The organism is Microbacterium sp. CnD16-F, assembly GCF_024124465.1.
Lineage (GTDB): Bacteria > Actinomycetota > Actinomycetes > Actinomycetales > Microbacteriaceae > Microbacterium > Microbacterium gawkjiense.
The window spans coordinates 82,672-106,433 of the sequence record NZ_JAMXSA010000003.1 but is presented as its reverse complement, the minus strand read 5'-3'; the positions used below and the strand labels follow the sequence as shown (position 1 = coordinate 106,433).

The 23,762-nt window shown below is 70.3% G+C and carries 22 protein-coding genes and 1 tRNA gene; 2 read left to right on the top strand and 21 right to left on the bottom strand.

Features of this window, described 5'->3' with window-relative positions; translation table 11 throughout:
* The 4 genes from NH287_RS01830 to NH287_RS01815 form a co-directional block, all read right to left on the bottom strand.
* Window positions 1-490 (bottom strand): fructose PTS transporter subunit IIA (locus tag NH287_RS01830; protein ID WP_253034248.1); only part of this gene is annotated, 490 nt, incomplete at its 3' end.
* Window positions 483-1,463: a 1-phosphofructokinase family hexose kinase gene (locus tag NH287_RS01825; RefSeq protein ID WP_253034247.1), complete on the bottom strand. Its 981-nt coding sequence runs from the start codon at window positions 1,461-1,463 to the stop codon at window positions 483-485. The genes NH287_RS01830 and NH287_RS01825, both read right to left, overlap by 8 nt.
* Window positions 1,460-2,242: a DeoR/GlpR family DNA-binding transcription regulator gene (locus tag NH287_RS01820; protein WP_253034246.1), complete on the bottom strand. Its 783-nt coding sequence runs from the start codon at window positions 2,240-2,242 to the stop codon at window positions 1,460-1,462. Before NH287_RS01820 ends, NH287_RS01825 begins: the two co-directional genes overlap by 4 nt.
* Window positions 2,243-2,356: 114 nt before the next feature.
* On the bottom strand, window positions 2,357-3,130 hold the full coding sequence (locus NH287_RS01815) for a hypothetical protein (RefSeq protein WP_253034245.1): 774 nt from the start codon (window positions 3,128-3,130) through the stop codon (window positions 2,357-2,359).
* Window positions 3,131-3,252: 122 nt separating this feature from the next.
* On the opposite strand from NH287_RS01815, the gene NH287_RS01810 reads away from it, so the two are divergent.
* Window positions 3,253-5,265 (top strand): DUF262 domain-containing protein, encoded by a 2,013-nt coding sequence (locus tag NH287_RS01810; RefSeq protein ID WP_253034244.1) that lies wholly within the window; start codon window positions 3,253-3,255, stop codon window positions 5,263-5,265.
* A 6-nt stretch (window positions 5,266-5,271) separates the two neighbouring features.
* On the opposite strand, the gene NH287_RS01805 is transcribed toward NH287_RS01810, so the two are convergent.
* From NH287_RS01805 to NH287_RS01770, 8 genes are all read right to left on the bottom strand, one after another.
* Window positions 5,272-5,487 carry a hypothetical protein gene (locus NH287_RS01805; protein WP_217530051.1) on the bottom strand — a complete coding sequence of 72 codons (216 nt, stop codon included), beginning with the start codon at window positions 5,485-5,487 and terminating at the stop codon, window positions 5,272-5,274.
* 84 nt (window positions 5,488-5,571) lie between these two features.
* Window positions 5,572-5,643 (bottom strand) — tRNA-Gln (locus NH287_RS01800).
* Between the two features lie 91 nt (window positions 5,644-5,734).
* Window positions 5,735-7,249 carry a glutamate--tRNA ligase gene (gltX, locus tag NH287_RS01795; RefSeq protein WP_253034243.1) on the bottom strand — a complete coding sequence of 505 codons (1,515 nt, stop codon included), beginning with the start codon at window positions 7,247-7,249 and terminating at the stop codon, window positions 5,735-5,737.
* Window positions 7,250-7,291: 42 nt separating this feature from the next.
* Entirely contained in the window at window positions 7,292-8,527 is a 1,236-nt protein-coding gene (locus NH287_RS01790; RefSeq protein ID WP_253034242.1) for an MFS transporter, read from the bottom strand.
* Window positions 8,520-9,287, bottom strand: coding sequence for a fumarylacetoacetate hydrolase family protein (locus NH287_RS01785; protein WP_064001919.1), 768 nt, complete (start codon window positions 9,285-9,287; stop codon window positions 8,520-8,522). Before NH287_RS01785 ends, NH287_RS01790 begins: the two co-directional genes overlap by 8 nt.
* Before the next feature lie 3 nt (window positions 9,288-9,290).
* On the bottom strand, window positions 9,291-10,385 hold the full coding sequence (locus NH287_RS01780; protein ID WP_253034241.1) for a branched-chain amino acid aminotransferase: 1,095 nt from the start codon (window positions 10,383-10,385) through the stop codon (window positions 9,291-9,293).
* A 49-nt stretch (window positions 10,386-10,434) separates the two neighbouring features.
* Window positions 10,435-11,487: a 3-isopropylmalate dehydrogenase gene (locus NH287_RS01775; protein ID WP_253034240.1), complete on the bottom strand. Its 1,053-nt coding sequence runs from the start codon at window positions 11,485-11,487 to the stop codon at window positions 10,435-10,437.
* Window positions 11,488-11,519: 32 nt separating this feature from the next.
* Window positions 11,520-13,070, bottom strand: a complete 1,551-nt coding sequence (locus tag NH287_RS01770) for an MFS transporter (protein ID WP_374209352.1) — start codon at window positions 13,068-13,070, stop codon at window positions 11,520-11,522.
* Between the two features lie 62 nt (window positions 13,071-13,132).
* Between NH287_RS01770 and NH287_RS01765 the strand changes: the two genes are divergently transcribed.
* Complete coding sequence (locus NH287_RS01765) at window positions 13,133-13,675, top strand: TetR/AcrR family transcriptional regulator (protein ID WP_253034239.1); 543 nt, start codon at window positions 13,133-13,135, stop codon at window positions 13,673-13,675.
* Window positions 13,676-13,752: 77 nt separating this feature from the next.
* Here NH287_RS01765 and serA read toward each other — a convergent pair whose 3' ends face one another.
* The 9 genes from serA to NH287_RS01720 form a co-directional block, all read right to left on the bottom strand.
* Complete coding sequence (gene serA, locus NH287_RS01760) at window positions 13,753-15,357, bottom strand: phosphoglycerate dehydrogenase (RefSeq protein ID WP_253034238.1); 1,605 nt, start codon at window positions 15,355-15,357, stop codon at window positions 13,753-13,755.
* A gap of 122 nt (window positions 15,358-15,479) precedes the next feature.
* The gene (locus tag NH287_RS01755) at window positions 15,480-15,824 is read right to left on the bottom strand and encodes a hypothetical protein (protein WP_064001914.1); all 345 of its coding nucleotides are present in this window, start codon (window positions 15,822-15,824) and stop codon (window positions 15,480-15,482) included.
* Window positions 15,825-15,826: 2 nt separating this feature from the next.
* Window positions 15,827-16,318 carry a DNA polymerase III subunit gamma/tau gene (locus NH287_RS01750; RefSeq protein WP_253034237.1) on the bottom strand — a complete coding sequence of 164 codons (492 nt, stop codon included), beginning with the start codon at window positions 16,316-16,318 and terminating at the stop codon, window positions 15,827-15,829.
* Between the two features lie 107 nt (window positions 16,319-16,425).
* A complete protein-coding gene (gene ilvC / locus NH287_RS01745) occupies window positions 16,426-17,451 on the bottom strand; it encodes a ketol-acid reductoisomerase (RefSeq protein WP_253034236.1) in 1,026 nt (341 codons plus the stop codon).
* A 45-nt stretch (window positions 17,452-17,496) separates the two neighbouring features.
* A complete protein-coding gene (ilvN, locus tag NH287_RS01740; RefSeq protein ID WP_217530089.1) occupies window positions 17,497-18,006 on the bottom strand; it encodes an acetolactate synthase small subunit in 510 nt (169 codons plus the stop codon).
* A gap of 2 nt (window positions 18,007-18,008) precedes the next feature.
* On the bottom strand, window positions 18,009-19,802 hold the full coding sequence (locus NH287_RS01735) for an acetolactate synthase large subunit (RefSeq protein WP_064001910.1): 1,794 nt from the start codon (window positions 19,800-19,802) through the stop codon (window positions 18,009-18,011).
* A 42-nt stretch (window positions 19,803-19,844) separates the two neighbouring features.
* Window positions 19,845-21,551: a dihydroxy-acid dehydratase gene (ilvD, locus tag NH287_RS01730; RefSeq protein WP_253034235.1), complete on the bottom strand. Its 1,707-nt coding sequence runs from the start codon at window positions 21,549-21,551 to the stop codon at window positions 19,845-19,847.
* Window positions 21,552-21,560: 9 nt separating this feature from the next.
* Window positions 21,561-22,328, bottom strand: a complete 768-nt coding sequence (gene otsB, locus NH287_RS01725) for a trehalose-phosphatase (RefSeq protein ID WP_253034234.1) — start codon at window positions 22,326-22,328, stop codon at window positions 21,561-21,563.
* Window positions 22,325-23,737: a trehalose-6-phosphate synthase gene (locus NH287_RS01720; protein WP_253034233.1), complete on the bottom strand. Its 1,413-nt coding sequence runs from the start codon at window positions 23,735-23,737 to the stop codon at window positions 22,325-22,327. Before NH287_RS01720 ends, otsB begins: the two co-directional genes overlap by 4 nt.
* Window positions 23,738-23,762: the final 25 nt, after the last annotated feature.

Sequence of the window (23,762 nt, the reverse complement as noted above, 5' to 3'; positions counted from 1 at the left end):
GCGCCTCGGCGCGCGAGGCGGGGGCCTCGGCGGCGGGCGCGTCCGAGATGGCGTCGCGGACGATGGCGACGACCTCGTCGGCCGTCGATGCGGCGCGCAGGCCCGCCGTGAAGTCGTCGCGCATGAGGCTGCGGGCGAGCTTGGAGAGCACGGCGAGGTGCTCCTCGGCGGCGGTGTCGGGAGCGGCGATGAGGAAGACGAGGTCGGCGCCGCCGTCCTCGGCACCGAAGTCGACGCCGGGGTTCAGCCGCGCGAAGGCCAGCGAGGCCTGCGTGACGGCGGCGCTCTTCGCGTGCGGGATGGCGATGCCGCCGGGCAGGCCGGTCTCGTCCTTCTCCTCGCGCGCCCAGGCGTCGTCGGCCAGGCGGGCGCCGTCGGTGGCCCTCCCCTGCGCCGCGACGCGCCGGGCGAGGGCGTCGATGACGGCGCGCTTGTCGGCGCCGAGCGGCTCGTCGATACTGACGAGTTCCGCGGTGATGATCTCAGTCACGGTGACCTCCAGTGGTCGGGTTGTCCTGCGAGAGGAGTCGCACCGGCACCGCGCCGGTCGACAGGTCGTGGGGGGTGGGAGGTTGGGTGCCCGGAAGCGACGCAGCCGCGGATCCGTAGCGGATGCCGGAGCGCAGGCGCTCCTCCGGTGCGGCACCGGTCGTCTCGGCGAGCAGGTAGCCGGCGAGCGAGCTGTCGCCGGCCCCCACCGTGCTGCGTACGCGCGTCGGGGGCGGTGTGCCGTGCCACGCGCCGTCGGCGGTGACGAGGACGGCTCCGTCGCCCCCGAGCGTCACGAGGGCGGCGGCGACGGATGCCGGGACCAGCCCGCGCGCGATCCGCGCGACGGCGTCGGGGAGCTCGAGCTCCGCGTCGAGGCCGCGACCGGTGAGTTCGGCGAGTTCCTCGTCGTTGGGCTTGATCAGGTCGGGGCGCCCGGCGGCGACGACGGCGGCCAGGGCGGGCCCCGAGGTGTCGACCGCGATGCGCGGAGCGGAGGGTCCCCAGGCCGCACGGACCGCCTCGATCACGCTCACGTAGTAGTCCACGAGCAGGCCCGGCGCGAGCGATCCGGCGAGCACCAGCCACGACGCGGCCTCCGACGCGGCGACGACCGCGGCGGTCAGGGCCGCGGCATCCTCTTCCGTGAACGCGGCCCCCGGCAGGTTCAGCTTCGTCGTGGTCCCGGCGTGGTCGGCGATCGTGATGTTCGCGCGGGTGGCGCCGTCGTGGGCGACGGTCCGCGTCGGGATGCCGGTCGCCGCCAGGGCGCCCGCGAACGGATCGCGGGGATCGAGCGGCAGGACGGCGAGAGTGGGACGGGATGCCGCGGCGACCACCCGCGCGACGTTGATCCCCTTGCCGCCCGCATCCTCGCGAACGCCGAGCGCGCTCTGCACCTCGCCCACCTGCAGGGGCGCGGCGAGGGAGATCGTGCGATCGAGGGACGGGTTGGTGGTGAAGGTGACGATCATCCGACCTGCACCTCCACGTCGGCGTCGCGGAGTGCGGCGGCGAGGGCTCCCGCCGGCGCCGTGTCGGTCAGGAGGACGTCGACGTCCGTCAGCGACGCGAACGAGACGAGGAGCTCCGCGTCGAACTTGTCGCCGTCGGCGACGACCACGATGCGGCGGGCCGACGCGACGATGGCGCGCTTGACGGCCGCCTCGTCGGGATCCGGCGTGCTGAGGCCGAATGCCGCGGAGACGCCGTTCGTGCCGATGAAGGCGATGTCGGGCCGGAGTCGGCCGATCGCCTCCACCGTCTGCGCTCCGACGGCGGCTGCGGTGAGCCCGCGCACCCGCCCGCCGATGGCCGTCAGTCCCACGGCGGGGGCGCCGGCGAGGATGTGGGCGACCGACATGGAGTGCGTGACGACCTCGAGGTCGCCGGCGGGGTGCGGTCCGGTCGCGAGAAGCTGGGCGATGGCCCCGGTCGTCGTGCCGGCGTCGAGGTAGAGGGCGCCGTCGAGCTCGGCGCCGAGCAGGTCGACGGCGGCACGGGCAATGGTCTGCTTCGCGCCGCTGCGCTGTCCCGCCCGCTCGGCGACCGAGACCTCGGCGGTGCTCGCGCGAGCCCGGTGGACGGCGCCGCCGTGGACGCGGCGGACGAGGCCGACACGCTCGAGGGCGGCGAGATCGCGACGGACCGTCTCGGTGGTGACCCCGAAGCGATCGGCGAGGTCGAGAACGGCGACGCGCCCGTCCGTGGCGATCAGCTGCTCGATCTGCTGCTGGCGCTCCGTTGCGTACATGTGGTCCTCCTCGAACAAGACCACACGTTACAACACAAAACCACACGAAACAAGAACCACTCACGCGACGACGCCCCCGGCCGAGGACCGGAGGCGTCGTCAGGGGGAGGCGAGTCAGGCCTCGCTCATCGCGAGGACCTCGCGCTGACCGCGAGCCGCGAGAGCAGCGGCACGGGCGGCGATGCGCCGCTCCTGCTCGGCCTGCGCGGCGTCGATGGCCTCCTGGTCGAGCGGAACGCTCTCGACCTTGTTCACGCCGTTGTACTTCTCCATGTAGGCGTCGAGCTCGGGGCCGGACTCCCACGACGTGATGAGGCAGTACCGCGGGGCGTCGCCGGGGTGGTAGGCGGCGTGCCACAGACGCTGCGTGTCGATGACGAGCTGCGCGCCGGCGGGCAGGGCGATGCGGGTTTCGCCGCCCGGGTCGGTGCGGTTGTCACGCAGGACGAAGAAGCTGTCCTTGTCGTCGGTGAGGTTGAAGAAGCTGCGGACGACCCAGCCGGTGCCGTCGGGGTTCAGCCGGTTGTTGTCGTCCTGGTGCAGGTTGTAGAGCGCGTCGGCGTAGGTGTTCGGCTGCAGCTCGATGATGCGGCAGCGTCCGACGTTCGAGCCCGGCTCGAGCGCGCGCTCGGTGAGCGTGGGCGCCTTCTCGGTCTGCGAGGGGATCCACACACCGTCCTTGTCGGTGCGCGGCGGCTGGTGGTTCCAGAAGCCGTTGCACTCGATCTCACCCTTGGCCGAGGCGAGCGGCGCGAAGCGGGTGTCCCCCGACGACTTCCAGTCGACGTACTCGACGTCGAGCCATTCCTTCGGATCGATGTGCTTGCCGTACATGTCGAGGACGGCGTAGCCGGTCTCCTCGAGCAGAGCACTCTTGATGTAACCCATGCGGATCAACCTTTCTGTCGGACGAGCGAAGTTTTTACAGGCCCGACTTAGGCCAGCCTACCTAGGCGTTCTGGGAGCGTCAGTAGACTCGACCGGGAAATTCGAGGAGCGATTCGAGGAACATGAGCAGCGCCACGAACGTCGATGCGACCGCCGTCAACACGATCGATTGGCTCTCCGCCTCGGACACCACGATCGTCGTGCCGGTCTATCAGCGGCAGTACCGCTGGGACATCGGCGGGTGCGAGCAGCTTCTCGGCGACATCCGCGCCGCAGCCGCAGGTGAAGACGGTCACACGCACTTCATCGGCTCCATCCTCTCGACCGCCAGCACGTCGGCGGAGGACGACGCCCACCTCGTCCTCATCGACGGGCAGCAGCGCGTCACGACGCTGATGCTGCTGGTCGCGGCGCTCCACCACACCCTCCGCGACGACGATCCGGCCCTCGCCGCCGAACTCGAGGCGGTGCTGGTGCGTCACGGCGAGCCGGCGCGGACGAAGCTGCGTCCCCACCGCGCCTGGGCGGACGTCTTCGAGAGCGTCGTGCTCGACCGCCGCTCCCCCGCCGACACCGACCGCGTGTCGCGCTTCGACGACAACTACGCGTTCTTCCGGAGCCAGATCCGGCCGGACGAGGCCGCCGACATCTGGCGTGGCCTGCGCAAGCTGGAGCACGTGTCGATCACCCTCGGCGGGCAGGCGAACGCGCAGCAGATCTTCGAGAGCCTCAACTCGACGGGCGAACCGCTGCGCGACCACGAGCTGATCCACAACTACGTGCTGATGGGCCTCACGCACGCCGAGCAGAGCGAGATCGAGAACGAGTACTGGCTCGCGATCGAGGCGAACACGGGCGAGCAGATCGGCGCCTTCTGGCGGGACTACCTCGTCATGCTGACAGGGCGCGAGGTGCTCGTCGAGGGCGAGCGCGGTGTCTACGACGCGTTCCGCCACGAGTTCCCGCGCTTGGATCGGACGACGCTGCGTGCCCGCGCGCAAGAGTGGCGTGAGCTGTCGGAGATCTACCGGCTCCTGCTCGAACCGGGCTCGGCGACGGATGCGGGCATCGCACGCCATTTCGCCGCGATCAACACGCTGGGCCGCGGCATGTATCCCCTCGCGATGCGGCTGTACCGGGACCACCTGCACGGTGAGCTCTCGGCATCCGATCTGTCGCTCGCCCTGACGCATGTGGAGTCCCTGCTGCTGCGCCGGACCGTCGTCGGCCTGTCCGTCGACCGGCTCGTCGCGCGCTTCTGCCGCGCGGCGGATGAGGGGATGGAGGCGCTCGTGCTCGCCATCGCCCGCATCACGCCGTCGGACGAGCGAACCCGAGTGGGTCTGCGCTACGGCGAACTTCCCCACGCGGGTTTCGTCCTCGCGCGCCTGACGGAGGTCGACGACGACGCGGACGTCGTCCTCGAGCACGTCCTCCCCGCGGCGCCCTCCGACGAGTGGACCGGCGACGGTGCCCGGCGCTGGGCCGACCTCAGCGACGACGAGCAGAACGCGCACCGCGCCCTCGTGAACACGCTCGGCAACCTGACGCTCCTCGAGGAGGACGCCGCCGATCGGGTGTTCGACGCCTCCTTCCCCGCGAAGCGGAGTGCCTACGCGTCGAGCGGCCTCGAGTTCACGCGTCGGATCGCGGATGCCGAGACCTGGACGACGGCTCGGATCGCCGAACGCACCGAGCAGCTGACCGCGCGCTTCATGGACGCGTGGCGCCGCCCCGCCGTGGTGGGGATCGACGACGACAACCTCACGCCGATCCTCGACGCCAAGAAGCGGCGCGGCTGGCCCCGCGGCTGGCAGCGCGAGTTCGACTACGTCGAGTACCGCGGCGAGCACTGGGACGTGCGGGACGTCCGCTACCTGTTCAATCGCGTGTTCGCGAGGCTCTGGGCCGACTCGCGGCAGAGTGTCGTCGAGTACAGCGCCCGCCAGGGCGGACCCGTCTACCCGGCGATGGCGTGGAACGGCCAGTGGGACACCCTCGACGAGGGGCGGTACCTCTACCTCGGTTGGGATTCGAAGTACATGCTGACCGCCGTGCAGGGCGTGCTCGAAGAGGCCGGGTGGGCCTCGGAGGTCTTCGTCAAGTACTCCTACATCGGCGACGCGATGCGCTGAGCAGGGTCAGTCCCCGTCGGCGCCGTCCGGCTCGGGTGCGGGATCGACGGGGATCTCGATCCACGTCGCCGTGGCGGGCGACACGGAGAGCAGGTCCGGAGACCAGTCCGAGACCGCGGGCCCGTCTCCCAGCCGCTCCACGGGGTTTCGTGGCTCCATCGGTTCGGCGGGGAGCCCTGCCCATTCCGACGGTTCTTCGGGTCGCTGCGTGAAGAGTCCCATGCGACCATTGTGCGCCTGTTGCGCTGATCCGCGCACTGGTTCCAGCAAAGCAAAACCCCCGCCGGAGCGGGGGTTTTCTACTTGCTGGGGTACCTGGACTCGAACCAAGAACAACTGAACCAGAATCAGCCGTGTTGCCAATTACACCATACCCCACCGGGTTTCAACCGGAGTCGTACCGAGGATCAAGCTTAGCCCACGGTACGGCCCCGGCCAAACCGGACGCGCATCCCGAGCGCGTCGCGTCTCAGCTGCGCTCGGCCCGCAGGCGCTCGAGGCGGTCGAGCGTGACGGCCTTGCCCAGCAGCTCCATCGACTCGAACAGCGGCGGCGAGACGCGCCGGCCGCTCAGTGCGACGCGCGCGGGTCCGTAGGCGACGCGGGGCTTCAGGCCCAACCCATCGATGAGGGATGCCGCCAGTGCCGCCTGGATCGCCTCGGCTGTGAAGGCATCCTCCGGCACCGCCTGCAGCGCGTCGATGGAGGCGGCGAGCACCTCGGCGGTGTTCGCGGGCAGTCCCTTCACCGCGTCCTCGTCGTACGCCTCCACGTCGCGGAAGAGGAATCCGAGCAGCCCCGGAGCGTCGCCGAGCATCTGCATCCGCTCCTGGACGAGCGGGGCAGCCTTCGCGAGCAGCTCGCGCTGCGCGTCGGTGGGAGGCGTGCTGACGACGCCGGCGCCGACCAGGTACGGGACCAGGCGCGACGCGAAGTCGGCGGGCTCCAGCATCCGGATGTGGTCACCGTTGATCGACTCGGCCTTCTTCTGGTCGAAGCGGGCGGGGTTGGGGTTCACGTTCACGATGTCGAACGCCTCGATGAGCTCCTGGCGCGAGAAGACGTCGCGGTCCGGCGCGATCGACCAGCCGAGGAGGGCGAGGTAGTTCAGGAGCCCCTCGTGGATGAAGCCCTTCTCGCGCTGCAGGAAAAGGTCGGCCTTCGGGTCGCGCTTGGAGAGCTTCTTCGTGCCCTCCTCGCCCAGCACGAGCGGCATGTGCGCGAAGCGGGGCACGAAGGTCGTCACCCCCGCGTCGATGAGCGCACTGTAGAGGGCGAGCTGACGGGCGGTGGAGGGCATGAGGTCCTCGCCGCGGAGCACATGGGTGATCCCCATCAGGGCGTCGTCGACGGGGTTGGTGAACGTGTAGAGCGGCACGCCGCCGGCGCGCACGACGACGAAGTCGGGGAACGATCCGGCCGGGAAGGTGACCTCGCCGCGGATGAGGTCTACGTAAGTGACGTCCTCGTCCGGCACGCGCAGTCGCCAGGCGGGCTCGCGCCCCTCCGCGCGGAACGCGGCCTTCTGCTCGTCCGTCAGCGTGCGGTCGAAGTTGTCGTAGCCGAGCTGCTTCGCGCGGCCGTTGGCTTCGTTGCGGGCGTCGATCTCCTCGGCCGTCGAGTACGACTCGTACACGGCGCCGGTCGCGATCAGCTTGTCGAGCACCTCGCGGTAGATGTCGTGGCGCTGCGACTGCCGGTACGGCTCGTGCGGGCCGCCCTTCTCGACGCCCTCGTCCCAGTCGATCTCGAGCCAGGTCAAGGCGTCGACGAGCTGACGATAGCTCTCCTCGCTGTCGCGAGCGGCATCCGTGTCCTCGACGCGGAAGATCATCTTGCCGCCGGTGTGCCGCGCGTACGCCCAGTTGAACAGGGCGGTGCGGACCATCCCGACGTGCGGGAGCCCCGTCGGCGAGGGGCAGAACCGGACGCGGACGTCGGAGCCGGAGGCGGTCGTGGTGAGGGGGTGCGGTGCAGTGGACATCGCCGTCAAGTCTACGACCGGCGCCGCTCCCGCCCCGCGCCCTCAGCGCCGCGCGTAGGGCGAGAGGACGGTGATCGCGACGACCACCGCGAGGGCGACGAGGGCGAGCCCGCCGTAGCCGATGAGGCTCAGGATGCCGCCCGCGAGCACCGATCCGATCGCCGCCGACAGCGTCATCGCCGTGTCGCTGCGCCCCTGCCTGCGGGGACGCAGTTCGGTCGGCGTCGCCTCGGTCAGCAGCGCCGCGCCGCCCACGGTCGCCGCGCTCCACCCGAGACCGAGCAACAGCAGAGCGATCAGGACCGCGGTGGACGAGTTCGGGGCGACCGCCGCCGTCACGAGGGACGCGGCGAGGATGCCCTGCCCCAGGAGGATCGTCTGCAGACGCCCCCACCGGTCGGCCAGGATGCCGAAGATCGGCGACAGCCCGTACATCCCGAACACATGGAGCGCGATCGTGACGCCGACGATCGTCGTCACGTTGCGGGGGTCGAGGTGGGAGAGGTGCACCGGGGTCATCGCCATGACGGAGGCCATCGTCACGTGCGAGCCCGCCACCGCGAACACGGCGTAGCGGGCGATGACGGGACGGTCCGGCTCGTCGATCTGCGGGTCCCGGGGATCGCGCGACCGCGCGACCTGCTGCGCGACCTTCAGCGGGTCGGGGCGCAGCGCCACCAGGTAGAGCGCCAGGGCGAGGGTCTGCGCGACGATCGAGAACGCGTACGAACCCGTGAGGGGCGGCATTCCGAGCCATCCGCCGACGGCCTCCCCCGGTGTGAGCATGAGCGGACCGACCACGCCCCCGACCGTGGTCGCCCACACGACCGTGCCGAGGTCGCGCCCCCGCCGCCCCTGCCCCGCGAGGTCGGTCGCCGCGAACCGGGACTGCAGATTGCCGGCGTTACCGGCGCCGATGAGGATCACGCCGACCAGGAGCAGGGGGAAGGCGCGGAGCGCCGCGGCCGTGATGACGACCGCGATCCCCACGAGGGCGAGCAGGTTGCCGAGGCTCAGCGCCCGGCGCCGCCCCTGCGCCGCCGCGAGCCGGGCGAGCGGGATCGCGCAGAGCGCGGCGCCGAGGGTGACGGATGCCGTCGCGAACCCCGACAGTGACTCCTGGCCCGACAGGTCGGCAGCCAGGAGCGCCCCCAGCGACACCGTCGCGCCGAACGCGACACCGCCGAGGACCTGCCCCGCCGCGAGGACGGTGACGGTGCGCCGCTGGATGCGCGCGACATCCGTCGTTGTGAGGGAGAGCAGTCCTTCGTCAGGCATTCCGCGCCGTGTTGCGCAGGATGCCGAGGCCCGAGATCTCCACTTCGAGGACGTCGCCGGCGTGGAACTCGCCGATCCCGGCCGGCGTACCGGTCAGGATGACGTCGCCGGGCAGCAGCGTGAACGCCGCCGAGGCGTAGGCGATGATCTCCGGTACCGAGTGGACCATGTCGGAGATCGGACCGTCCTGACGGACCTCGCCGTTCACGCGCGACACGATGCGCGCTCCCCCGTCGAGGTCGAACTCGGTCTCGATGATCGGTCCGAGCGGGCAGAACGTGTCGAATCCCTTGGCGCGGGACCACTGGCCGTCCGAGCGCTGCAGGTCGCGCGCCGTGATGTCGTTGCCGATCGTGTACCCGAACACGTAGTCGAGCGCCTTGTCGGCGGGGACGTTCTTCGCGACCCGCCCGATGACGACGGCGAGCTCGCCCTCGTAATCGGTGCGCTGCGACTGCGGCGGCCGCACGATCGCGTCGTCGGGGCCGATCACGGACGTGTTGGGCTTGAGGAACAGCAGCGGTTCGGTGGGCGCTTCCCCACCCATCTCGGCGGCGTGATCACGGTAGTTCTTGCCGACGCAGACGATCTTCGAGCGCGGAATCGAGGGCGCGAGGAGCGTGATCTCGGCGAGCGGGATCCGCTCACCCGTCGTCTCGAACCCGGTGAACATCGGGTCGCCGGCGAGCTCGACGACCTCCTTCTCGTCGATGATCCCGTAGCGGATGGCCTCGTTGCGGCTGTAACGGACGATGCGCACGGATCAGCCGTCCAGCCGGGTGAGCCAGCCGTGGACGTCCTCGACACGCCCGTACTGGATGTCGGTGAGGTGCTGGCGCAGCTCGAGGGCGAGCGTGCCCGTGGGCTGCGCGTCCTCGAAGCCGGAGGCCTTGAGCGCGCCGATGGGGGTCACCACGGCGGCAGTGCCGCACGCGAAGACCTCGACGATCTCTCCCGAGGCGACACCCTCACGCCACTCGGCGAGGGAGACGGCACGTCGCTCGACGCGGTGCCCGCGGTCCTCGGCGAGTCGGAGGATCGAGTCGCGCGTGATGCCGGCGAGGATCGACTCCGACTCGGGGGTCACGAGGGTGCCGTCCTTCATGACGAAGACGACGTTCATGCCGCCGAGCTCCTCGACGTTGCCGTCCTCGTCGAGGAAGACCACCTGGTCGCAGCCCTTCTCGTACGCCTCGGCCTGCGGCAGGAGGCTCGCGGCGTAGTTTCCGCCCGTCTTGGCCGCGCCGGTGCCGCCCTTGCCGGCGCGGGCATAGTCCTCGCTCAGCCAGATCTTCACGGGGGTCACGCCGCCCTTGAAGTAGGCACCCGCGGGGCTTGCGATCAGGTAGTAGGCGACCTTCTCGGCCGGGCGCACACCGAGGAACGCCTCCTTCGCGAACATGAACGGCCGCAGGTAGAGACTCTGGTCGGCGCCCGCGGGCACCCAGTCGCCGTCGACGGCGATGAGTTCGCGCAGCGACTGCAGGAAGTACTCGACGGGGAGCTCGGGGAGCGCCATGCGGCGCGCGGAGCGCTGCAGGCGCCGCGCGTTCTCCTCGGGCCGGAACGTGTGGATCGAGCCGTCCGCGTGACGGTACGCCTTGATGCCCTCGAAGATCTCCTGGCCGTAGTGCAGCACGGCGGCGGCGGGCGAGAGCGAGATCGGGCCGTACGGCGAGACGCGGGGACGGTGCCAGCCGCCCTTGGACGACCAGCAGATGTCGACCATGTGGTCGGTGAAGTTCGTGCCGAAGCCGGGGTTCGCGAGGATCTCCTCGCGGGCGGACGGCGAAGCGGCAGCCAGGTTCTTCGTCACCGAGAAGGTGAGGGGGGCTGCGGTCGAGTCGGTGAGGGTCATGTCAGTCCTGTTCCTCGCGCGGCGTCTGCGCGGCGCGCATCCACTCAGATTACGCCCGGAGGCGTGCGGTGATGGCGTCGCCGACCTGCGCGGTCGTGCGGGCGGTGCCGTCCCTGCTCTCGATGTCCTCGCGGGCCGCGCGGGTGACGCGCTCGGCCTCACCCTGCAGTCCGAGGTGGTCGAGCAGCAGGGCGACGGAGAGGATCGCAGCGGTGGGATCGGCGATCTGCTGTCCGGCGATGTCGGGCGCGGAACCGTGCACGGGCTCGAACATCGACGGGAACGCGCCGTCGGGGTTGATGTTCCCCGAAGCGGCGAGACCGATGCCTCCGGTGACGGCGCCGGCCAAGTCGGTCAGGATGTCGCCGAAGAGGTTGTCGGTGACGATCACGTCGAAGCGGCCCGGGTTCGTGACCAGGAAGATCGTCGCCGCGTCGACGTGCAGGTAGTCTACGGCCACGTCCGGGTGCTCCGCGGCCACCTCGTCGACGATCCGCTTCCACATGCCGCCGGCGTGGACGAGCACGTTGGTCTTGTGCACGAGGGTCAGCTTCCGACGGCGCTTCTGCGCCTGCGCGAAGGCGAACCGGACGACCCGCTCGACCCCGAACGCCGTGTTCACGGAGGTCTCGTTCGCGATCTCGTGCGGCGTGCCGGTGCGGATCGAGCCGCCGTTGCCCACGTAGGGGCCTTCGGTGCCCTCGCGCACCACGACGAAGTCGATCTCCCCCGGCTCCGCGAGCGGACCCGAGGCACCGGGGTACAGGACCGACGGGCGGAGGTTGACGTAGTGGTCCAGCGCGAAACGCAGCTTCAGCAGCAGGCCCCGCTCGATGTTCGCGTCCTTCAGACGGGGGTCCCCCGGCATCCCGCCCACGGCACCGAGGAGGATGGCGTCGTGCGCGGCGATCGCGGCGAGGTCCTCGTCGGTCAGGGTGTCACCCGTCTCGAGGTAGCGGGCGGCGCCCAGGGAGAACCGGGTCTTCTCGAACGTCACCTCGGCTCCCTCGGTCACGGCGTCGAGCACCTTCTCGGCCTCTGCGACGACCTCCGGACCGATGCCGTCTCCGGGGATGACGGCCAGCTTCACGACGCGCGACATCGCTCTCCTCGTTCTCGGGGGAACCCGCGCGGTCAGTCCTCGACGCGCGGGGTGCGGGTTCCCTTCAGCGTAGTGGCCGCGATGACGGCCGCGCAGACGACCAGGACGGCTCCGATGATCGAGGTGACGCCCACGCCCGCATCGAAGGCGGATGCCGCGGCCTCGACGACGCGGTCGCCCAGGGCGCCCGGGAGTCCGTCCGCGACGGCGACCGCCCCGCCGAGGGTCTCGCGCGCCGCCGCGGCCGCGCCCGCCGGCACACCGTCCGGGAGGACGAGTCCGGCACGGTAGAGGGCGGTGAGGATGCCGCCGAGCACCGCGGTCCCGAGCACGGCACCGAGCTCGTACGCAGTCTCGGACACGGCGCTCGCCGCTCCCGCCTTCGCGGGCGGCGCGGTGGCGAGGATGAGTTCGTTGGACACCGTCTCGGCCGCACCGATGCCGATGCCGAGCAGCGCGAAGGCGCCGATGAGGATGCCGAGGGCCGCGGCATCCGTCGACACCGCGATCACGACGTACGCCGCGACCGACAGGGCGAGGGCGACGGGGACGACCACCCGGGGCGACACCCGGCGGGAGACCGGCACGACGGCGAGACCCGACACGATCATGAGCGCGAGCCCGGGCACGAGGGCGAGGCCCGCCTGCAGCGGGCTCAACCCGACGATCAGCTGCAGATGCTGGGTCACGAAGTAGAGGAAGCCGACGAGGGCGACCACGCTCAGCAGGTTCACGAGGAGCGCGCCGGTGAACGCGCCGCGACGGAACAGGCGCATGTCGAGCATCGGGCTCTCGGAGCGCAGCTGACGGCGCACGAAAATCCACCCGAAGGCCAGCCCGACGAGCACGAGCACCAGCGGGAGCGGCCCCGGACCGTGGACGGCGACCTCCTTGATCGCGTAGACGACCGGCACCATCGTCGCCGTGCTGAGGACGATGCTGACGGGGTCGATGCGACCGGGGTGCGGGTCGCGACTCTCGGGCACGAGGAGGGGCGCGAGCACCAGCAGCGGGATGAGGACCGGCACGGCGAGCAGGAACACCGAACCCCACGCGAAGTGCTCGAGGAGCACACCGCCCACGATCGGCCCCAGCGCGGATCCGGCGGAGAACATCGACGCCCACACGGCGATCGCGAGGCGCCGCTGGTCGCGGTCGGTGAAGATGCTCCGCAGCAGCGACATCGTCGACGGCATGAGCATCGCGCCGAACAGGCCCATCGTCGCGCGCGCCGCGATGAGGAGCTCGGCCGAGGGGGCGAAAGCGGCCAGCGCCGAGACGGCGGCGAATCCGGTCGCACCGATCATCAGCATGCGCCGGCGGCCGAATCGGTCGCCCAGCGATCCCATCGTCACGAGGAGGCCGGCGAGCACGAGCGGGTAGACGTCGATGATCCACAGCTGCTGCGCGCTCGTCGGGGTCAGGTCGCGCGCGATCTCGGGCAGCGCGAAGCTCAGCACCGTGTTGTCGACCGACACCAGGAGCACGGGCAGCATGAGCACGGCCAGCGCCGCCCACCCGCGCCATCCCTGCCTCGTACCCGCCGCGTCGGCCGTTCGGATCTCTTCCGTCAACGTCATCATTAGTACACCGTCCAGCCGGTATAGTAACAGAATCAGGCGCTCACCCGCGAGAGGATCGGAGCATGGGCAGACCACCGAAAGCCAAGGAGAGCGTCCTCGACGCGTTCGAGGCGGCGCTCATCGACGGCGGCGCCCGGGGGGCGACGATGGAGGCCGTCGCCGCCGCCGCCGGGGTCTCCAAGGGCGGGCTGCTTTACCACTACGCGTCGAAGGACGCGCTGGAAGCCGCCCTCTTGGAGCGGATGCGACGCCTCGTCGAGATCGACGTGGAGGACATGCTCCGGGCTCCCGAAGGCGTCATCGCGGCCTTCGTGCGCACGTCGGTGCAGACCGGGTCGCCGCTGGATCGCGCGATCATCGCGGCCTCCCGCCTGGCGCAGACCGGCCACGCCGAGGCCTCCGACGCCCTCCGTCGGGTGCGGGAGCTCTGGGAGGAGGCCCTCCGCCCCCATACCCGCGACGAGACCGCGCTGCAGCTCGTGCTGCTCGTCAGCGACGGCCTGTACTTCAACAGCGCGCTCGCGACGGGCGCGCTCCCCGGACCTCTCCCGCGCGGCGCCGAGCTCGACGCGCTGATCGCCCTCGTCGAGCGCGCCGCGCGCTAGCGGCATCCGCTCCCCTGTCGCAAACGACCACCGCGCACGGCGCGTCGTGACAGGGGAAGAGCGGATGCCGGGGCGGGTCAGACCTCGTTGAGCTCGATCTGCCGGAACAGGTCGGCGGCGACGGCGTCGCGCAGCTCGTCGAGCATCGCCTCGGGGATCGGCGAGTCGACCGTCAGCACGGACAGCGCGCGGCCGCTCGCGTCCGGTCGCGCGACCTGCAGGCCGGCGATGTTGATGCCCGCCTCGCCCAGCTTCTGGCCGTAGATCGCGACGATGCCCGGGCGGTCGGCGTAGCGCATGACGACGTGGTACCGGCTGATCGGCACCTCGACCTCGTAGCCGTTGATGCCGACGACCTTGGGCACCATCCGCGTGCCGGCGAGGGTGCCTTCGACCGTGAGGACGGTGCCGTCGGACAGCGTGCCGCGCAGGATCGTGATGTTGCGGTACAACGGGCTCTCGGATTCCACGATGAGGCGGGTCTCGATGCCGCGCTGCTCCGCGAAGAGCGGCGCGTTCACGTACGAGACGTTCTCGCTCACGATGTTGGTGAAGATACCCTTGAGCGCGGCCAGGCGGTAGACGCTCACGTCGTAGTCGGCCAGTTCGCCGCGCACCTCGATGTCGAGGCTCGTCAGTGCGCTCGGTGCGAGCCCGGTGAAGATCTGGCCGAGCTGCTCGACGAGCGCGATGCCGGGGCGCACGAAGGGGTCGATGACGCCACCGGCGACGTTGACGGCGTCGGGCACGAGGTCGCCCTCGAGCGCGAGCTTGACGGACTTGGCGACCGAGACGCCGGCCTTCTCCTGAGCCTCCTCCGTCGAGGCCCCGAGGTGCGGGGTCACGACGACGTTCGGGAGCGACAGCAGCGGGAAGGCCGTGCCGTCCTGGGCGGGCGGCTCGCTCGTGAAGACGTCGAGTCCGGCGCCCGCGATCTGGCCCGTCGTCAGCGCGGTGTGCAGGGCCTCCTCGTCGATGAGGCCGCCGCGGGCGACGTTCACGACATAGGCCGAGTCCTTCATGATCTCGAACTGCGCGGCCCCGATCATGCCCGTCGTCTCGGGGGTCTTGGGCATGTGGATCGTGACGAAGTCGCTCGTCCGCAGCAGCTCGTCGAGGCTGACGAGCTGCACACCCAGCTGCTGGGCACGCGTCGGCGTGACGTAGGGGTCGTAAGCGACCACGGAGACCCCGAAGGCCTGCACGCGGGCCGCGATGAGGGCGCCGATCCGCCCGAGGCCGATGATGCCGACCGTCTTCTCGTACAGCTCGGTGCCCGTGAAGGACGAGCGCTTCCAGGCGCCGGCGGCGAGCGAGGCGTGCGCAGCCGGGATGTGACGGGCAAGGCTCAGGATGTGGCCGACGGTGAGCTCGGCGGCGGAGATGATGTTCGACGTCGGGGCGTTGACGACCATCACGCCGGCGCTGGTGGCCGCCTTGATGTCGACGTTGTCGAGACCGACGCCGGCGCGCGCGATGACCTTGAGCGACGGCGCGGCGGCGATCGCCTCGGCATCCATCTTCGTGGCCGAGCGGATGAGGACCGCGTCTGCGTCCGCGAGCGCCGGGAGGAGCGCCGCACGGTCGGCTCCGTCGACGGATCGGACCTCGAAGTCGGGGCCGAGGGCCTCGATCGTGGCGGGAGAGAGTTCTTCGGCGATGAGGACGACAGGCTTGGGCACGGCAGACCTTCGGGTACGCGGGGGTGGATCGCCACGGAGCCGGCCGAGAGGTGACCGACGACGGTACGCGGCACGCCCAGCCTAGCGAAGACCCACCACCGCCCCCGACCGTGTGACACCCGTCACGATCCGACGAGCGAGTTCCCGTTCGTGATCGCGTAGGTGAGGATGTTCAGCCAGAACACGGCGACGAGACCGAGCCCCACGAGGAGGACGACCGCGAGGTGGAGCACCGGGCGTCGCCGCGCGAGGACGACCCCGGCGACGAACACGATGATCGGGAAGACGACGGAGAACAGCAGGATCGCCCATCCGCCGCCGTTCAGGCCCTCGACGCCCGTGGCCTGCGCGAGCAGGAAGGCGAAGGCCGTCCAGACCGCGTACGCGTAGAACAGGCCGAAGACACCGGCGACGGCGGCGGGCAGCCAGGACGGACCGCGGCGCACCGCCTGGTTCGAGGTCGTCACGATCAGACTCCGATCACGAAGGGCCACGGCAGGAGCAGGAACACGCCGACGACCAGCCACGCGAACCTCACCCACCCGGCGGACGCGCGGGTGAGCAGCATGACGCCGCCGAACCAGAGGGCGGGGGCCGCGACCGCGACCCACAGCGCCGGCACGACGGCCGCCGGCTCCAGCCAGAACGACGTCGCCGCCGCCAGCCGCGAGCTCCCGAGCAGCCACCCCACGGTGTAGAGCAAGTAGATGCCGCCGAGGAGCCCCAGGGACACGAGGGCAACGTTGCCGAGGGGCGCCGGCTCCGCATCCTCGTCCGCCGTCGTCACCGCCTCCGGCGCGGGGGCGACGTCGTCGCCGGGAGTGGCCTCACTCCCCTTCCCGACGGCACGCCACCCGTCGGGGAGCGCAGCGCCGGTGCGCTCGGGACGCGCCGGACGCGTCGGCGAATCGTCGCCCTCCCAGCGGAAGGCGTCCTCGTCGTCGTGAGGGTCGGAAGCCACGCTCCGAGTCTACCGACGCCGAAGGCCCGACCCCTTGTAAGGGTCGGGCCTCCGTGGCTCACGAAAAGCCGGTCCCGGCGGATGCGCCGAGGGCTGGATGCCGAAGGTCAGCGCGCGGCGGAGCCTTCGGTGTAGTCGGCGTCCTGCTGCTTCCACGCGAACAGGGCGCGCAGGTCCTTGCCGACCGCCTCGATCGGGTGGGCCGCGGCCTTGGTGCGGAGCTCCTGGAACTCGACGGCGCCGTTGTCCTGGTCGTCGATGAAACGCTTCGCGAACCCGCCGGACTGGATGTCGGCGAGGACGGCGGCCATGTTCTCCTTGACACGCGGGTCGATGACGCGCGGGCCCGACACGTAGTCGCCGTACTCGGCCGTGTCGGAGACCGACCAGCGCTGCTTGGCGATGCCGCCCTCCCACATGAGGTCGACGATGAGCTTCAGCTCGTGGAGCACCTCGAAGTAGGCGATCTCGGGCTGGTATCCCGCCTCGGACAGCGTCTCGAAGCCGTACTGGACGAGCTGCGACACACCACCGCAGAGGACGGCCTGCTCACCGAACAGGTCGGTTTCGGTCTCCTCGGTGAAGGTGGTCTTGATGACCCCGGCGCGGGTGCCGCCGATCGCCTTCGCGTACGAGAGGGCGACGTCCCAGGCCTGGCCGGAGGCGTCCTTCTCGACGGCGATGATGTCGGGGATGCCGCGTCCCGCGACGAACTCCCGGCGCACCGTGTGGCCGGGGGCCTTCGGGGCGACGAGGATGACGTCGACGTCGTCGGGGACCTCGATGTAGCCGAAGCGGACGTTGAAGCCGTGGGCGAAGGCGAGGGTCTTGCCGGCGGCGAGGTGCGGCTTGATCTCGTCATTGAAGATCCCGCGCTGGTGCTGGTCGGGCGCGAGGATCATGATGAGGTCGGCCCACTCGGCGGCATCCGCCACGGACTTGACCTCGAAGCCGTCCTCCGACGCCTTCGGCGCGGACTTCGAGCCCTCCTTGAGGGCGATGACGACCTCGACGCCGGAGTCGCGGAGGTTCTGGGCGTGGGCGTGGCCCTGCGAGCCGTACCCGACGATGGCGACCTTCTTGCCCTGGATGAGCGAGATGTCGGCGTCGGCGTCGTAGAGGATCTCAGCCATGTTCGTGTGTGTCTCCTTGTAGATGTCGGTAGAGAAGTTGTGGGGTCAGCCGCGCAGGACGCGCTCGGTGATGCTCTTGCCACCGCGGCCGATGGCGACCATGCCGGACTGGGCGAGCTCCTTGATGCCGAAGGGCTCGAGGGCCTTGAGGAAGGCGTCGACCTTGCCGCGGTCGCCCGTCACCTCGACGACGAGCGCGTCGGTGGCGTAGTCGACGACCGAGGCGCGGAACAGGTTGACGACCTCGATCACGTTCGAGCGCGTCTGGTTGTCGGCGCGGACCTTCACGAGCATGTGCTCGCGCTGGACGGAGGTCGCGTAGTCGAGCTCGACGATCTTGATGACGTTGACGAGCTTGTTCAGCTGCTTCGTCACCTGCTCGAGCGGCAGCTCCTCGACGTCGACGACGACCGTGATGCGCGAGAGTCCGGGCACCTCGGTCACCCCCACGGCGAGGGAGTCGATGTTGAAGCCGCGGCGCGCGAAGAGGCCGGCGACGCGGGTGAGGAGACCGGGCTTGTCCTCGACGAGGAGGCTCAGGACGTGCTTGCTCATCGTCACTCCCCCTGCTCGAAGGCCGGCGCGTGCTCGCGTGCGTACTGGATGTAGCTGTTGCTGACACCCTGGGGCACCATCGGCCACACCATCGCGTCGGCGCTCACGACGAAGTCGATCACGACCGGGCGGTCGTTGGTCTCGAGGGCGGTGCGGATCGCGGCATCCACGTCCTCCTCCTTCTCGACGCGGATCGCGAGGCAGCCGTACGCCTCGGCGAGCTTGACGAAGTCCGGGATGCGGATGGTGTCGTGACCCGTGTTGAGGTCGGTGTTCGAGTGACGGCCGTCGTAGAAGAGCGTCTGCCACTGCCGCACCATGCCGAGCGAGGAGTTGTTGATGATCGCGACCTTGATCGGGATGTCGTTGATCGCGCAGGTGGCGAGTTCCTGATTGGTCATCTGGAAGCAGCCATCGCCGTCGATCGCCCACACCGTGCGGTCGGGCTGGGCGACCTTCGCGCCCATGGCCGCGGGCACGGCGTAGCCCATCGTGCCGGCGCCGCCGGAGTTGAGCCACGCGTTCGGGCGCTCGTAACCGATGTACTGCGCGGCCCACATCTGGTGCTGGCCGACGCCGGCGGCGAACACGCCTTCGGGGCCGGTGAGCTCGCCGATGCGCTGGATGACGTGCTGCGGCGAGAGGAGGCCGTCGCTCGTCGGTGCGGCGCCCAGCGGGAACTCCGTGCGGAGGCCGTCGAGGTAGGACCACCACTCCGAGATGTCGGGCTTCGCGACACCGGCGAAGGCCGCGTCGAGATCGACGAGCACGTCCTTCAGGTCGCCCACGATGGGGACGTCGGCGGAGCGGATCTTGGAGATCTCGGCGGGGTCGATGTCGACGTGCACGACCTTCGCGTGCGGGGCGAACAGGGCCGCCTTGCCGGTCACGCGGTCGTCGAACCGGGCACCGAGGGCGACGATCAGGTCGGACTCCTGCAGCGCGAGCACAGCGGGCACCGTGCCGTGCATGCCGGGCATGCCCAACTGCTGCGGGTGCGAGTCGGGGAACGCGCCGCGCGCCATGAGCGTCGTGACCACGGGGGCGCCGGTCGCCTCGGCGAAGCGACGGAGCTCACCGGCGGCTCCCGCGCGGACCACACCGCCGCCCACGTAGAGGACGGGCTTCTTGGCCTCGGAGATCAGCTGCGCCGCGGCCTGGATCTGCTTGCCGTGCGCCTTGGTGACGGGCCGGTAGCCGGGCAGGTCGATCTTCGGCGGCCACACGAACGGCGCCTTGGCCTGCTGCGCATCCTTCGTGATGTCCACGAGCACGGGTCCGGGGCGGCCCGTCGAGGCGATCTCGAAGGCCGCGGCGATGGCGCCCGGGATCTCGGCGGGGTCCTTCACGAGGAACGAGTGCTTGGTGATCGGCATCGTGATGCCCACGATGTCGGCCTCCTGGAAGGCATCCGTCCCCATCAGGGTCGAGTACACCTGGCCCGTGATGCAGACGATGGGCATCGAGTCCATGTAGGCGTCGGCGATCGCCGTCACGAGGTTGGTGGCGCCGGGGCCGGACGTCGCGATGGCGACGCCGACGCGACCGGATGCCGCGGCGTACCCCTCGGCGGCGTGACCGGCACCCTGCTCGTGGCGCACGAGGATGTGGCGCAGGTCGGTCGAGTCCATCAGCGGGTCGTAGACCTCGATGATGGCGCCGCCCGGGAGCCCGAAGACGTCGGTGACGCCCAGGAGCTCGAGCGAGCGGACGACGGCCTGCGCTCCGGTGAGCACGGGCGTGGACGGGCCTCCGGCCGGGGGCCGAGGCACAGCGGCGACGGTGTCAGAAGACATGAGTGATACCTCTGCGGTGATGGATGACGGAGTGTGTGGGGCCTAGCCCGTCGTCGCGCCCTCCGCGGCGGAGCGCACGAGCTTCGAGTACTTGGCCAGCACGCCACGGGTATAGCGCGGGGGAAGGGGCTCCCAGCCGTCGCGGCGGGAGTTCAGCTCAGCCTCATCGACGAGTAGGTCGAGAGAGCGAGCCGCGATATCGACCCGTATCAGATCACCATCGCGCACGAAGGCGATGGGACCAGCGTCCACCGCTTCGGGTGCTATGTGGCCGATGCACAGGCCGGTTGTGCCGCCTGAGAATCGTCCGTCCGTCAAGAGTAGTACATCTTTTCCGAGGCCTGCGCCCTTGATGGCGGCCGTCACGGCGAGCATCTCGCGCATGCCGGGGCCGCCCTTCGGGCCCTCGTAACGGATGACGACGACGTCGCCGGCGGCGATGCGACCCTCCTCGAGCGCGTCCATCGCGGCGCGCTCGCGCTCGAAGACGCGTGCGGGGCCTTCGAACACGGCGGCGTCGAAGCCGGCCGTCTTCACGACGGCACCCTCGGGCGCCATGGAGCCGTGCAGGATCGTGATGCCGCCGGTCGCGTGGATCGGGTCGTCGAAGGTGTGGATGACGGTGCCGTCGATCGGGTCCGGGTCGAGCTCGCGGAGGTTCTCGGCGAGCGTCTTGCCGGTCACGGTCAGCGCGTCGCCGTGGAGGAGCCCCTCGTCGAGCATGGCCTTCATGATGACGGGGATGCCGCCGTGCCGATCGACGTCGTTCATGACGTACTTCCCGAACGGCTTCATGTCGGCCACGTGCGGCACCTTGTCGCCGATGCGGTTGAAGTCGTGCAGCGTGAGGTCGACGTCGGCCTCGCGGGCGATGGCCAGCAGGTGCAGGACGACGTTCGTCGAGCCGCCGAGCGCCATCGCGAGGGCGATCGCGTTCTCGAAGGACTCCTTGGTCAGGATGTCGCGGGTCGTGATCCCCTGGCGCAGCAGGTTGACGACGGCCTCGCCGGAGCGGTGCGCGAAGTAGTCGCGGCGACGGTCCGCGGAGGGCGGAGCGGCCGAACCCGGCAGGCTGAGGCCCAGCGCCTCGGCGACGGAAGCCATCGTGTTGGCGGTGTACATGCCGCCGCAGGCGCCTTCGCCCGGGGCGATCGCGCACTCGATGCGCTTGAGGTCGGCCTCGCTCATCTTGCCGGCCAGGCACGCGCCGACCGCTTCGAAGGAGTCGATGATCGTGACGTCCTTCTCGGTGCCGTCGCTGAGCTTGACCCAGCCGGGGGCGATCGACCCCGCGTAGAGGAAGACGCTCGAGAGGTCGAGCCGGGCGGACGCCATGAGCATGCCGGGGATCGACTTGTCGCAGCCGGCGAGCAGGACCGACCCGTCGAGACGCTCGGCCATCATGACCGTCTCGACGGAGTCGGCGATGACCTCGCGGCTCACGAGGGAGAAGTGCATCCCTTCGTGGCCCATCGAGATGCCGTCCGAGACCGAGATCGTGCCGAACTGGAGCGGGTAGCCGCCGCCCGCGTGCACACCCTCCTTCGCGCCCTGCGCGAGCCGGTCGAGGCTCAGGTTGCAGGGCGTGATCTCGTTCCAGCTGGATGCGATGCCGATCTGGGGCTTGTCCCAGTCCTCGTCGCCCATGCCCACGGCGCGGAGCATGCCGCGCGAGGTGGTGGCTTCGATGCCGTCGGTCACCGCGCGGCTGCGGGGCTTGATGTCGATCGTCTCGTCGGGTGAAGGCATTCTCGAAGTCTATTGCCGAGCGGCGACCCGCTCGCGTGCGAGAGTCGACAGCAATCCGGCGAGTTCTTCGATGTCGCGCACACGGACGGATGCCGCGGTCTCCCCCGCGCCGACGCGGATCCCGAGGTCGTCCGGCTCGAGGGAGCGGAGGGCGTCTTCGTCGGTGACGTCGTCGCCGGCGAACACGACGGCTGTGGCCCCGACGACCTCGCGCAGGTGGGCGACGGCCGCATCCTTCCCCGCATCGGTGAAGGCGTACTCGACGATGTCGTGGCCCTGGCGCCGGCGCCAGTGCGGCGCGGCGTCCGCCATCATCGCGTCGACGCCCGAGCGCAGCGCAGCGGCCTCGTCGGCGTCGGCGACGGTGCGCAGGTGCACCCCAAACCCGAACGCCTTCGGCTCGATCCAGGCGCCGGAGACGCCGCTTGCGAGACGCTCCGCGTCAGCGCGCAGGCGATCGCGCAGCGCGATGTCCGCGGCGTCGACGTCGCCCTCGGACGGCGAACCGGGAATCCAGTACTCGGCCCCGTGCGAGCCGGCGAGCAGAATCGGCGAGTCGTCCTCGTGCTCGGCGATGACCCGCAGGTCGGCGAGGGTCCGGCCGGAGACGAACGCCACGAACGTATCGGGCGTCGTCAGGAGGGCGTCGACGGCCCCGCGCGCGGCAGGGGTCATCCGCGCCGTCATCGGTTCGTCGACCAGCGAGGACACGGTGCCGTCGAAGTCGAGGGCGACGAGCAGGCGCTCGGCCGCGGCGACCGCGGTGACACCGGTCACGCCCGCTCCTCGCGCGACTGGCCGAGGTCCGCCAGGAAGCGCTGCGACCACTTCGCGACGTCGTTCTCCCGCACCCGACGCCGCAGCGCCCGCATCCGCCGCTCGCGCTCGCGCTCGGGCATCTCGATCGCGTGCATGATCGCGTCCTTCAACCCTGCGATGTCATGAGGATTGACCTTGATGGCCTGCGTCAGCTCGTCGGCGGCCCCGGTGAACTCGCTCAGCACGAGGGCACCGCCGCCGTCGACGCGGCTGGCGACGTATTCCTTCGCGACGAGGTTCATGCCGTCGCGGAGGGCCGTCACGAGCATGACGTCCGCCGCGAGGAAGAGGGCGACCATCTCCTCGCGCGGATAGGAGTTGTGGAGGTACTGGATGGCGGTATAGCCGAGCTCGTCGGCGTCGCCGTTGATGCGACCGACGGTGAGCTCGATCTCGTCGCGCAGCTCCATGTAGGTCTGCACGCGTTCTCGGCTGGGGCTCGCGACCTGCACGAGGGTCACGTCGTGCACGGAGAGCCGGCCGTCGGCGAGCAGTTCGCCGTAGGCCTTCAGGCGGTGGCGGATGCCCTTCGTGTAATCGAGCCGATCGACCCCGAGGAGGATGGCCTTCGGATTGCCGAGGCTCGAGCGGATCTCGGCGGCGCGCGCCTGGATGTCCGGCCGATTCGCGAGCTCCTCGTACTCCGCGGCGTCGATCGAGATGGGATAGGCCCGCGCAACGGCCTTGCGCACTCCCCCGTCGGCGGTGGGCACCGAGATCGCGCCGGCCTTGGTGTCGAACCCCAGCTGCCGACGCACGGCACGGGCGAAGTTGCCGGCATCCGCCACCCGCTGGAACCCGATGACGTCGGCGCCGAGGAGACCCTCGAGGACCTGCCGGCGCCACGGCAGCTGGGCGTACAGGCCGTATGCGGGGAACGGAATGTGGTGGAAGTACCCGATGGTGAGATCGGGTCGGAGTTCGCGGAGCATCTTCGGGACGAGCTGCAACTGATAGTCGTGGACCCATACCGTCGCGCCGTCGGCGGCATGCGCGGAAGCGGCCTCCGCGAACCTGCGGTTCACCTTGACGTAGGCGTCCCACCACGCGCGGTGGTAGGTCGGGGCTGCGATCACGTCGTGGTACAGCGGCCAGATGGTGTCGTTCGAGAAGCCCTCGTAGTACAACTGCACATCGTCCGCGGTGAGGGTGACTGGCACGAGCTGGAGCCCGTCGAAGTCGAACGGATCGAGCTCCACGCCGGGCTGTCCCGGCCACCCGATCCAGGCACCGTTGTTGCGGCGCATCACCGGATCGACCGCGGTGACCAGTCCGCCCGGGGACCGCCGCCACGGCTCGTTCTCGTCATCCGTCCGATCGACCGGAAGGCGGTTGGACACGACGACGAAGTCTGAAGCCACGGTCACGGAGTTCCTCTCGACGGATGACTTC